This is a genomic window from Mycobacterium sp. SMC-16 (assembly GCF_046250085.1).
GTDB lineage: Bacteria > Actinomycetota > Actinomycetes > Mycobacteriales > Mycobacteriaceae > Mycobacterium > Mycobacterium phocaicum.
The window spans coordinates 746,832-758,086 of record NZ_CP176427.1 but is presented as its reverse complement, the minus strand read 5'-3'; the positions used below and the strand labels follow the sequence as shown (position 1 = coordinate 758,086).

At 68.2% G+C, this 11,255-nt stretch carries 13 protein-coding genes; 3 read left to right on the top strand and 10 right to left on the bottom strand.

Going from position 1 to position 11,255, the window contains the following annotated elements; all coding sequences use genetic code 11:
* Window positions 1-4 precede the first annotated feature (4 nt).
* Window positions 5-1,057, top strand: a complete 1,053-nt coding sequence (locus tag ACJEIK_RS03660; RefSeq protein ID WP_409431066.1) for a class I SAM-dependent methyltransferase — start codon at window positions 5-7, stop codon at window positions 1,055-1,057.
* 5 nt (window positions 1,058-1,062) lie between these two features.
* On the opposite strand, the gene ACJEIK_RS03655 is transcribed toward ACJEIK_RS03660, so the two are convergent.
* From ACJEIK_RS03655 to ACJEIK_RS03645, 3 genes are all read right to left on the bottom strand, one after another.
* Window positions 1,063-1,599 carry a CHAP domain-containing protein gene (locus ACJEIK_RS03655; protein WP_061004081.1) on the bottom strand — a complete coding sequence of 179 codons (537 nt, stop codon included), beginning with the start codon at window positions 1,597-1,599 and terminating at the stop codon, window positions 1,063-1,065.
* 147 nt (window positions 1,600-1,746) lie between these two features.
* Complete coding sequence (locus ACJEIK_RS03650; protein ID WP_110767641.1) at window positions 1,747-2,337, bottom strand: GNAT family N-acetyltransferase; 591 nt, start codon at window positions 2,335-2,337, stop codon at window positions 1,747-1,749.
* A complete protein-coding gene (locus tag ACJEIK_RS03645; protein WP_073697858.1) occupies window positions 2,334-2,744 on the bottom strand; it encodes a hypothetical protein in 411 nt (136 codons plus the stop codon). The genes ACJEIK_RS03650 and ACJEIK_RS03645 overlap by 4 nt, the downstream gene beginning before the upstream one ends.
* A gap of 62 nt (window positions 2,745-2,806) precedes the next feature.
* Between ACJEIK_RS03645 and ACJEIK_RS03640 the strand changes: the two genes are divergently transcribed.
* Window positions 2,807-3,247, top strand: a complete 441-nt coding sequence (locus ACJEIK_RS03640; RefSeq protein WP_409431065.1) for a cupin domain-containing protein — start codon at window positions 2,807-2,809, stop codon at window positions 3,245-3,247.
* A gap of 5 nt (window positions 3,248-3,252) precedes the next feature.
* The gene (locus ACJEIK_RS03635; protein WP_409431064.1) at window positions 3,253-4,932 is read left to right on the top strand and encodes an NAD-binding protein; all 1,680 of its coding nucleotides are present in this window, start codon (window positions 3,253-3,255) and stop codon (window positions 4,930-4,932) included.
* Between the two features lie 8 nt (window positions 4,933-4,940).
* Here ACJEIK_RS03635 and ACJEIK_RS03630 read toward each other — a convergent pair whose 3' ends face one another.
* The 7 genes from ACJEIK_RS03630 to ACJEIK_RS03600 form a co-directional block, all read right to left on the bottom strand.
* Window positions 4,941-5,189, bottom strand: coding sequence for a hypothetical protein (locus tag ACJEIK_RS03630; protein ID WP_409431063.1), 249 nt, complete (start codon window positions 5,187-5,189; stop codon window positions 4,941-4,943).
* A 107-nt stretch (window positions 5,190-5,296) separates the two neighbouring features.
* The gene (locus ACJEIK_RS03625) at window positions 5,297-6,067 is read right to left on the bottom strand and encodes a VOC family protein (protein WP_061004093.1); all 771 of its coding nucleotides are present in this window, start codon (window positions 6,065-6,067) and stop codon (window positions 5,297-5,299) included.
* A 132-nt stretch (window positions 6,068-6,199) separates the two neighbouring features.
* On the bottom strand, window positions 6,200-6,637 hold the full coding sequence (locus ACJEIK_RS03620) for an SRPBCC family protein (protein ID WP_073697853.1): 438 nt from the start codon (window positions 6,635-6,637) through the stop codon (window positions 6,200-6,202).
* Window positions 6,638-6,639: 2 nt separating this feature from the next.
* Window positions 6,640-6,852 carry an antitoxin gene (locus ACJEIK_RS03615; RefSeq protein WP_020098938.1) on the bottom strand — a complete coding sequence of 71 codons (213 nt, stop codon included), beginning with the start codon at window positions 6,850-6,852 and terminating at the stop codon, window positions 6,640-6,642.
* A gap of 49 nt (window positions 6,853-6,901) precedes the next feature.
* The gene (locus ACJEIK_RS03610) at window positions 6,902-9,310 is read right to left on the bottom strand and encodes an HAD-IC family P-type ATPase (RefSeq protein ID WP_409431062.1); all 2,409 of its coding nucleotides are present in this window, start codon (window positions 9,308-9,310) and stop codon (window positions 6,902-6,904) included.
* Between the two features lie 73 nt (window positions 9,311-9,383).
* Window positions 9,384-10,499, bottom strand: coding sequence for an MBL fold metallo-hydrolase (locus ACJEIK_RS03605; protein ID WP_212813154.1), 1,116 nt, complete (start codon window positions 10,497-10,499; stop codon window positions 9,384-9,386).
* The gene (locus ACJEIK_RS03600; RefSeq protein WP_020098935.1) at window positions 10,499-11,233 is read right to left on the bottom strand and encodes an enoyl-CoA hydratase; all 735 of its coding nucleotides are present in this window, start codon (window positions 11,231-11,233) and stop codon (window positions 10,499-10,501) included. Before ACJEIK_RS03600 ends, ACJEIK_RS03605 begins: the two co-directional genes overlap by 1 nt.
* Between the last annotated feature and the right edge of the window lie 22 nt (window positions 11,234-11,255).

The following is an 11,255-nucleotide window of genomic DNA, read 5'->3' as shown; positions in this document are numbered from 1 at the left end:
AGACATGCCTGTGGATGAAGACAAGCTCAACGACTTTCTCGGCATGGCGATCGGGGACATGGGTGCCGCGATGAGCGCCAGTCTGATCCTGTTGGGCGACCGCCTGGGCCTGTACAAAGCCTTGGCAGCCCAACCGCTCACGTCCACGCAGCTGGCCGAGAAGACCGGCACGGTGGAGCGCTACGTCCGCGAGTGGCTGGCCAACCAGGCGGCCGGCGGCTACGTCCAGTTCGACGCGGACGACGGCGCCTGGTCCCTGAGCCCGGAACAGGCCGCGTGCCTGGCCGACCCGAACGGGCCCGTCGACGTCCCCGGCGCCTACAACATCATCGAGGCGGTGTTCCACGTCCTCGACCGCACGACCGAGAACTTCAGAACCGGCGCCGGCCTGGAATGGGGCGACCACCACCCGTGTCTGTTCGCCGGCACCGAGCGGTTCTTCCGCGCCGGCTACAACGCCAACCTCGTCAGCTCGTGGCTACCGGCACTCGACGGCGCGGTCGAGCGACTCGAAGCCGGAGCCAAGGTCGCCGATGTCGGCTGCGGCCACGGTGCCAGCACCGTCCTGATGGCCCAGACCTACCCGAACTCGACGTTCATCGGCTACGACTATCACGCAGAGTCGGTCCGCGTCGCCGCAGAACGGGCTGCGGAGGCGGGCGTGCCCAACGCCAAGTTCGAGGTTGCCGACGCGACAAGCTACGCGGACAAGGATTTCGACCTGATCGCGTTCTTCGACTGCCTGCACGACATGGCTGATCCCGTCGGCGTCATGCAGCACACCCGCACGGCGCTCACACCCGACGGCATCGCGATGATCGTCGAGCCTTTCGCCGGGGATGGGTTGCAGGACAACCTGAATCCGATCGGCCGCATGATGTACGGCGCCTCGTCGCAGATCTGCGTGCCGGTGTCACTCGCCCGCAACGGGCCGGCGCTCGGCGCGCAGGCCGGGGAGGCCAGGCTGCGCGACGTCGTCGTCGACGAAGGCGGTTTCACCCGGTTCCGGCGCGCCACCGAGACGCCGTTCAACCTCGTCTTCGAAGCGCGGCCGTAACGGCGTCAGGGAATCAGGATGTAGCTCATCCCGGGGATGTGCTGGGTGTCGCGGGTCCACCAGGCGAACGGCCCGCCGTGGGACTCGTTGTTCATCTCGGTGATGTTGATCCACCGGCCGGACACCGAATTCACCCAGGCCACATGGCCGTACTGGCTCACCCCGGGCAGTTCGGCCGGGTACACCGCGATGGACCGGGCCTGCGGTTCGTCCACGACGGTCCAGCCACGGGACCGTGCGGCGTCAGCCCAGACCCTGGCATTGCCGTGGATGTCCGGGTAATAACCCACATTCTGGAAGGCCATCTGCAGCGCACCCCACGTGCACTGACCCGGCCAGCCGGAGTTCGAGGCCTGGACCGCGCCCATGGTCCGCGCGGGGCCGGCGTACTGCTGACCGGCAGGCTGACCGGTCTGCTGCCCGTAGGACATCGGGTCGACGTACGACGCCGAATCAGCGTTGCTCGCGGGCGCCGTCATCATCCCGCCGGCGGCGATCAACGCGGCCGCGAGCGCGACACCCGCATACGACTTGAAGCTCATTGCGTACATCCGTCCCCGCGATCAAGCGAACGAACCGATGCTTGGATCAAATCACAATTCGGTCACGATTAGACACGAATTCAAAAACATAGCTTGGCAAACTGTCAAGTTTTGCTCAAGAGATGCTCATCACCGGGGTGGGCGAAGTTACCGGTTCAGACGGAATTGCAGGTTGTTGCGCACTGCGGGCCATTCGACGTCGAGGATCGAATACACCACGGTGTCCCGGCGAGAACCGTCACTGAGCAACTGATGCGAGCGCAGCACCCCGTCGAGCTTGGCTCCGAGCCGCTCAATTGCCGCGCGACTCGCCGAGTTGAAGAAGTGGGTTCTGAACTCGACTGCTATACAGTCGAGCGCTTCAAAAGCGTGCCCGAGCAGCAAAAGCTTGGCTTCGGTATTCACCCCGGTGCGCCGAACCGACTCCACATACCAGGTGGCGCCGATCTCCAGGCGCCGGTTGGGACCGTCCACATTGAGGTAGCTGGACGAGCCGATGAGCCGGCCGTCGAGCGCGCGCACGACGAACGTCAACCCGGTATCCGGGCGCTGCACCGCCAACCGGGCCTGCACCCACTCTGCCGCCGTCGTCGGCGAGGGCGCGGAGGTGAACCACAACCGGCCCGGGTCACCGTCGGCCGCCGCCTCGGCGATCTCTGGAATGTGATCGGTGGTCAGCGGTTCCAGCGTCACCCACCGCTGCCCCGTCAGCACGACGGGTTCGACGAACCCCATCACGACCGCCAGGCGACGACGGAGGCCAGCACCGACAGCACGATCGCCAGCGCAGCCGCCACCAGCCCGACATACAACCCGTACGACGCGACCACCGGGCTGTGCACGTACAGCACGTGATACCAGACGCCGAGCGCCGTCAGCCCGGCCGAAAGCACCAGGGCCACAACGGAAGCGACGCGCGACGAGAGCCGGCGCGCGGCCATCGTGGCCGCCACGAGCAGGCATGAGGCCAGCAGCACCATCAGCTGCCCCACCCCGAAACCCGGTGGCGGAACAGTGATATGCCCGACCTTGCCGCCGATGGCGTTCGCATGCCCCGCCGGGCTCGACAGCCACGGCAACCAGGCACTGACCAACAGCACCAGCGCGCACAGCGCGACGATCCAGGCGGGCCGCAACCGTTCCATGCCACGAGCGTATAGACCGTCCGGCAGGCCGACACAGCTGATCAGCCGTAGCCTCAAGTGCCATGACCGATCTCCCTGATTGGGCACAGCAGCTGGACCTGTCGCCGCATCCGGAAGGCGGCTGGTACCGCGAGACCTGGCGCAGCGACCTGACCGTCCCCCAATCCGCGCTGCCCGCGCAGTATTCCGGCCCGCGCAGCGCCGGGACCGCGATCCTGTTCCTGCTGATGCTCGGGCAGCAGTCCGCCTGGCACACCGTGCACAGCGCCGAACTGTGGTTCTTCCACCGCGGCAGTCCGCTGCTGCTGGAGGTCGGGCCGGAGCCGGCGACCGCGGACACCGTGCTGCTGGGCGCGGACGTCGCGGCGGGCGCGCGGCCGCAGGCGCTGGTGCCGCCGGGGCACTGGCAGCGCGCCCGGCCCGGGGACGAGGAACCCACCCTGGTCAGTTGTGTTGTGGTGCCAGGCTTCGACTTCGCCGACTTCGCGCTGACCGGGCAGTAGGGCACATGCAGGGACACGTCATCGTCTGCGGCACCGACGCGTTGGCCAACCGGATCACCGAGGGGCTGCAGACGGCGGGTGCGACGGTGGTGACGATCCATGAACCGGCCGGCCTCAAGGCGGCCATCGTCACCAGCGCCGCGGCCATCGTGTGTGCCGGTGACGACGATGCCGTCAACCTCGAAATCGCCCTGTTGGCAAGGGAGCTCAACCCGACCGTCCGGGTGGTGACCCGGCTGGCCAACAGTGTGCTGCGCGCTGCGGTAGCCGAGGACAACGGCCCCGGCGCGGTCCTGGACGTCGCCGACCTGGCCGCGCCGTCGGTCGTCGAAGCCTGTCTGGCCCGCACCACACACACCATCTCGGCGGCCGGCATCGACTTCGTCATCTCCGGCACCGAGGCCCCGCGCGACGCCACGCTGCGGGAGATGTTCGGCGACCTGGCGCCCGTCGCCGTCATCCGCGGCGAGAACGCGGAATCACCCGGTGAGGTCACGCCTTGTCCTGGAAGGGATTTCGGGGTGCATGCCGGCGACTGGACGGCCATGATCGGCACCGCCGACGAATTGGCGGACGCCGGCATCACGGTGCCGCGCCCGCTGTCCAGCCGGACGCACCGCCCGTGGCCACGCCGAGTGATCGACACGCTGCGCGTCATCCGCGACGACATCAATCCCATTTTCTGGTGGGCCCTCGGCACGTCGGCATCACTGCTGCTGGGCTCGACGGTGCTGCTGCGCTTCGCGTATCACAACCCGGCCGGCATGAGCTGGATCGATGCGCTGTACTTCTCCACCGAGACCATCGCGACCGTCGGCTACGGCGACTTCAGCTTCATGCATCAACCAACCTGGTTGCGGCTGTGGGGCATCGGGCTCATGTTCGCCGGGGTCACCACCACCGCGATCCTGGTCGCGTTCGTCGCCGACGCGCTGCTGTCCCGTCGTCTGGGCAATTCCTCGGGGCGCCGACGGGTGCAGCATCTGCGCAACCACATCGTGGTGGTGGGCCTCGGCTCGTTCGGTATCCGGGTGGTCAGCGACCTGACCGCGGCCGGCTACGACGTCGCCGTCATCGAACGCGACGAGTCCAACCGGTTCCTGGCACAGGCCGCGCAACTGGACGTGCCGGTGATCTTCGGCGACGCCACCCTGCGGCAGACGCTGGAACTGGCCCGGCTGGACCGGGCCCGCGCCGTCGCGGTGCTGACCCAGGACGACATGGTCAACATCGAGACCGGCATCGTGCTGCGCGAGATGCTCAGTCCGCGTGTGCTGCCCGAGATCGACCGGCCCGACGTGCCGCTGGTGTTGCGGATCTACGACCGCACGCTGGGGGCCGCAGTGGCGCAGCGCTTCGGCTTCGCCCACGTCCGGTCGACGGTCGAGCTGGCGGCGCCGTGGTTCGTCGGCGCGGCGATGGGACTACAGGTGCTGGGCACGTTCTCGGTGGGCCAGCGGTCGTTCACGGTGGGTGGCGTCCAGGTCGACGCGGGTAGCGCGCTCGACGGCATGCGCATGGCGGAGGTGCCGACGCAGATCCGGGTCATCGCCATCACCCGGGCCGGCACCACGCATCGCAGACCCCGCCGCGACACCCAGCTCTGCGCGGGCGACACCGCGTATCTGGTCGGCCCGTACCGGGAACTGATCGAGACGCTGCTGACCGGCCGGCAACCGGTGTAGCCACACCGTCAGGCCGCGATCATCAGGTCGATGGACAACTGGTCGCAGATGGTGTGGGTGGCGGGCCAGTCGCCGCGCTGCGTCGCGCGGGCGAGTTCGTCGGTCAACGGACTCTGCACATCCAGTTCGGCGAGCCAGCCCGCGACCGTCGCCGCCACGCGGTCTGCCGTGACGCCCACGGCGTGGCGATCGTGGAGCTGGTCGACGATCTCGTAGGTCGTCGTTGCCCGGTGCTGGTGCCGCCAATGGATGTTCATATCGGTAGGAGCACCGCGCCGGTCTGATCGGGACACTTTTTCGGGATCGAAAATGAGCTTGTGGCCGAAACCCCGCGCGACGTTCGGCCACAAGCTCGGGTCGGCGGTCAGTCCTTGATCGACGACAGGTTGAACGCGGCGCCCGTCGGATCGGTGACGGCCGCCAGCCGGCCGTAGGGCGTGTCCTCGGCGGCGCGCACGACAGAGCCGCCGTTGGCGGTGATCAGTTCGATGGTCTTGTCGACATCGTCGCTGCCGAGGAAGACGTTCCACGTGGAACGGTCCAGGCCGGGGATGACGGAGCCGTCCATCACGCCGATCAGCGGCTCGCCGTCGAAGATGGCGTTGCTGTAGCGGAACTCGGGGCTGTCGGCCTCGACCTGCAGCTGCCAGCCGAACACCGTCGTGTAGAACTCGGTGGCCTTGGCGAAGTCGGTTGTGGTCAGCTGGAACCACACCGGGGCACCCGCCTCTTCGTACGCCTCGAAGCCCTGGTGGCCGGTCGGCTGCCACAGGCCGAAGAACGCGCCCGTCGGGTCGGTCAGCATGGCCATCCAGCCCTTGTCGGGCACCTCCATGGCCGGAATGCAGGTGGTGGCGCCGGCGGCGACCGCGGCGTCGATGGTGGCCTGGATGTCAGCGGTGTGCAGATACACGGTCCAGGCGTCGGGGGCGTTCCACGCCGGGTCGCTCGCCATCATGCCGCCTACGTAGCGGCCGTCGCGCCGGGCGTTGAGGTAGCCGCCGTAACCGGGCCCGGGGTTTTCGTAGTCCCAGCCCAGGACTGTGCGGTAAAACGCCTGGGCGCCGGCCACATCCGAGGTGGCGAGGTCGATCCAGACGGGCGCGCCCAGCGGGGTTGCGGTACGAGTGGCCATGATGTTCTCCCTAGACGAGTGACGGAGTGGTCACCGGTACAGACAACGGCGCGGCCGAAAACTCATCGCGGCTTGGTCGACAGGAAAAAGGTGGCGAGAATCCGAAGATTCTCGCCACCTTTTCTGACGGGTCTACACCGACGCGAACAGCTCCTTGAACTTGTCCAGCGAGCGGTGGATGTCGGACCGCAGCGCGGCCGCCACCACCATGCCGATGGGCCCGAACAGGGCCGGACCGCCGAGGTGGATGTCGAACGCCACGTTCGAACCCGCTTCGGCCGGCGTGATCTTGGCCATCAACTTGACCCGGACCCCACCCTTGCCGACACCGTTGAGAGTCAACGATCCCGGCGGGTTGTAGTGCACGATGGTCCAGTCGACCCGGTTCAGCATGCCCTTGACCTCGACGACGGACGAGATCTGCGTGCCCTTCCCCAAGGTCTCGGGCAACGGGCTGCGCCACATCCGGTGGATGGACAGCCAGTCGTCATACCGGGAGAGGTCCGACGCTGCCTCCCAGGCCTTTTCGGGCGACAGCGGTACTTCGATGGAACTTGCGAGTTTTGCCATGGCTACTGCTGTTCTTGCGTCCCCTCGGCAGGAGCCTCAGCGGCAGGCTGGTCCCCTGCGACGGCCTTCTTCGCCGCTTCCTGGGCGCTGTCGACAACGCCCTTGAACTTGCCTTCGGTCTTCTCGTCGACGATGTCGCCGACCTTCTCGATGGCGGCCTCGACCTTGTCGGCGTTCTGCGCCGCCAGGTCCTTCACCTTGTCCAGAAATCCCATGATTCCCACCCTATCTATTGCCGGATTGTCCGGTGAACGTGCTCATTCTTCATTGGTCGTCGGTTCGCCACAACCGGCGTCGCTCGCCCAGCCAGCGGCCCTGCAGCCACCACAACACCTCGATCGCACCGGCGCCCACCAGCCCGATTCCGACGGCCGCCGAGGTCAGCGCCAGGTTCGACGGATCGAGCATGAACTGTTGCTGCGCCCAGGGAATCGAAAAAATCACCACGTATGCCAACGCCGACGCGGCGACCAGCGCGATGCGCCACCACTGGTACGGCCGTGCCACCACCGCCAGCACCCACACCGCCGACACCAGCAGTGTGATCAGCGCGGCGGTGGATGCCTGGTTCTGCTCGACGGTGTCGGCGTACTTCCCGTGGTAGGCCAGCAGGTACGAGACGAACGTCGCGGCACCCACCACCAGGCCCGACGGCAGCGCGGCCGTCATCACCCGGCGCACGAAACCGTGGTGTGCCCGTTCGTTGTTCGGTGCCAGCGACAGCACGAACGCCGGAATGCCGATGGTGAACCACGCCGCGATGGTGACGTGAATGGGCTGGAACGGATACAGCACCGGCTCGGTGCCGAAGAACCTCGCGGACAGGCCTGCCAGGCCCACGAGCACGGCCAGCAGCACCGAGTAGACCGTCTTGGTGAGGAACAGGTTCGAGACCCGCTCGATGTTGCCGATGACCCGGCGGCCCTCCCCCACCACGTACGGCAGGGTCGCGAACTTGTTGTCCAGCAGGACGATCTGCGCGACGGCCCGCGTCGCCGAGCTGCCCGACCCCATCGCGACGCCGATGTCGGCGTCCTTGAGCGCCAGCACGTCGTTGACGCCGTCGCCGGTCATCGCGACTGTGTGGCCGCGGGACTGCAGGGCATGCACCATGGCGCGCTTCTGGTCCGGCCGGACGCGGCCGAAAGTGGTGTATTCGCTGACGGTTTCGGCCAGCTGCTCGGGATCGTCCGGGAGCCGGCGGGCGTCGAGCGTCTCGCCGCCCAGGCCGAGCGACCCGGCCACCGCACCCACTGACACCGCGTTGTCACCGGAGATCACCTTGACCGAGACATGTTGCTGCGCAAAGTAGTCCAGCGTCTCGCCGGCATCCGGGCGGACGCGCTGCTCAAGGGTCACCAGTGCCGCGGGGGTCACTTCCCCGGGTGCGTCGGGGGCGTCGACGGGGCGGTCCGAGGAGCCGAGCAGCAGCACCCGCAGGCCCTGGGCGCCGATCTGTTCGGCTTGCTCGGCCTCGGGAGAACCGGCCGCGAGCAGGACGTCGGGCGCACCGAGCACCCAGTTGCCGTGCTCGCCGTAGGACACCCCGCTCCACTTGGTCGCCGATTTGAACGGCGCGTTCGCGGTCTGGGTCCAGCCCGGTGGCAGCTTGTAGGCCTCGGCGATGGCGGCCATGCTGGCATTGGGCCGGACGTCGTCGGCCGCCATCTGGGCCAGTACGGACGCGGCGTCATCCGTGGTGAAAGTGCTCAGATCGCTGACCCGCATACCGTTTTCGGTCAGGGTGCCGGTCTTGTCGGCGCACACCACGTCGACGCGGGCCAGCCCCTCGATGGCGGGCAGTTCCTGCACCAGGCATTGCCGCCGGCCCAGCCGGACCACCCCGACCGCGAATGCCAGCGACGTCATCAGCACCAGACCTTCGGGCACCATCGGCACCAGGGCACCGACCGTCCGCAGAACCGACTCTTTCCAGCCCACACCGGTGACGGTGAACAGCTGGGTGTAGATGATGAGCGCACCGGCCGGCCAGAGCAGGTAGGTGATGAACCGCAGAATGGTGTTGATACCGCTGCGCAGCTCGGACTTGACGAGGGTGAATTTGCTTGCCTCGGCGGCCAATTGGGCTGCGTATGCCGCGCGACCCACTTTTGTGGCGCGGTAGGAACCGCTACCGGCGACGACGAAGCTGCCCGACATGACGGTGTCGCCGGCGCCCTTGTCGATGGGGTCGGCCTCACCGGTGAGCAGGGACTCGTCGACCTCGAGGTTGGCGGCTTCCAGCACGACGCCGTCGACCACGATCTGGTCGCCTGGGCCGAGCTCGATGACATCGTCGAGCACGACCTCGCCGGCGGGCCGTTCCTGGGTACCGGACTGTCTGCGCACCAACGGTTTTGCCTGTCCGACGATGGCCAGCCGGTCGAGGGTCTGCTTGGCCCGCAGCTCCTGGATGATGCCGATGGCGCTGTTGGCGACGATCAGCAACCCGAACAGCCCGTTGATCACCGATCCCGTCGCCAGCACGATCAGGAACAGCGTCCCGAGGATCGCGTTGATCCGCGTGAAGACGTTGGCGCGGATGATCTCCGAGACGCTGCGGGCCGCCCGCGTCGGGACGTCGTTGGTGTGGCCGGCGGCGACGCGCTGGGCGACCTCGTCATCCGACAGTCCGCTGAGATCCGTCGTACGTTCCCGATCACCGACAGTCACCCGTCATCCCCCCACCGAGTCGGGATTTGTGCACGAAAATCCGCGGCAGGCGCGGAAAATCGTGCACAAATCGCTATTGAGACGGCCGCCACCACTCATCCAGCCCCGGCAGCCGCGCCGGTTCCAGCCGTTGACCCGGCATGGGCACGGCCACGTCCACCGATTCGTCGCGCGCGGCGGCGATCATCCGCTCGACCGGCTCGGACCACGGGTGTGGCGCCAGCCGGAACGTCGCCCAGTGGATCGGCACCAGCAGGCCGCTGTCGGTCACATCGCGGTGCGCCCGTACCGCGAACTCCGGGTTCATGTGGATGTCCGGCCAGCCCGGGTGGTACGCCCCGATGGGCATGAGGGTCAGGTCGAACGGGCCGTGGTCGGCGCCGATGTCCGCGAAGCTCTTGGTGTAGCCGGTGTCGCCGCCGAAGAAGGCGCGATGCTGCGGGCCGATCAAGGCCCACGACGCCCACAGGGTGGTGTTGCGGGTCAGGAAGCGTCCCGAGAAGTGCCGGGCCGGGGTGCAGACCAGGGTCAGCTCGCCGAGCGCGGCGCTCTGGTTCCAGTCGAGTTCGACGATCCGCTCGGCCGGGATGCCCCACCACCGCAGGTGCGCGCCGATACCCAGCGGCACGAAGAACTTGGCCCGCTGCATACCCGCCAGCTGCGTGACGGTGTCGATGTCGAGGTGGTCGTAGTGATCGTGGCTGATGATCACCGCGTCGACGGCCGGCAGCGCCTCCAGCGGCGCCGGCACCTCGTGGAGCCGCTGCGGTCCGACCCGCCGGGACGGGGAGCATCGTCGGCTCCACACCGGGTCGGCCAGCACGCGGTAGCCGTCGATCTCGATGAGCGCCGAGGAGTGCCCGAACCAGGTGACCGCCAGGTCGCCCGCCGGGAGGCCCGGATCGGGCACCACCAGCGGGATGGGCATGGGCGGGCGCTGCACGGCGCTGCTGGTCAGCAGTTCGCGCACCAGCCCGGCCTGCTGCTCCCGGCTCAGCTCGGTGCCGGACGGCGGCTCGAGGTTGACGAACACCCCGTCGTGATAGTTGGGCGAGTTGGCCGCCACCGCGTTGATGTCCACGGGGCCGGCGCCGAGCGCGGCGGGCGCCCCATTGAGCGCCCGCAACACCCAGCCTCCGGCTGCCAGCGCCGCCGTTCCCCACATCAGCCGCAGTGCCCGTCGCAGCATCAGGCGCCCTGGAACCTCGGCGCCCGCTTCTCGAACCGGGCCACCTGCGCCTCGATCACGTCCGGGCTGGCCCAGGCCTTGTTGAACATGCGGGTGTGTTCGCCGCGGACGGTGTCGTAGGCACCGTCGTCGTTGAGCACGCGCTTGGAGTGTGCCAGCGACAGCGGCGCGTAGCCGGCGATCTCGGCGGCCCAGGCCTGCGCGTCGGCCAGCGAGCCGGTGCGGTTGACCATGCCGGTCTGCAGGGCGGTCTCCAGCTCGAGACGCTCGGCGGCGAGCAGCATGGCGCGGGCGCGGCCGTGGCCGACGAGGGACGTCAGCCGGCGGATGCTCCAGTTGTCCAGCGCCAGGCCGTATTTGGCGATGGGGAACTGGAAGAACACGCCCGGCGCGGCGACCCGCAGGTCGCAGATCATGGCCAGGATGACGCCGGCGCCGATCGCGGGGCCGTTGAGTGCCGCGATGATCGGGATCGGGCTGGCGTCGATCGCCAGGTTCAGGGCCAGCGCCTTGTCCGGCAGTTCCTTGGCCACACCCTCGGCGTCGGACAGGTCGGCGCCGGCGCTGAACACGGTGCCCTGCCCGGTCAGCACGATCGCGCGGGTGTCCGACGGCGAGGCCTTCTCGATTTCTTCACGTACGCCGTCGACGAGCGCGGCGTTGAGCGCGTTGCGCCGCTCGGGGCGCTGCATTTCCAGGGTCAGGACATTGCCGTCCCGGGTCACTCCGATCATTGGGCCAGCCTAGGCGGTGCGC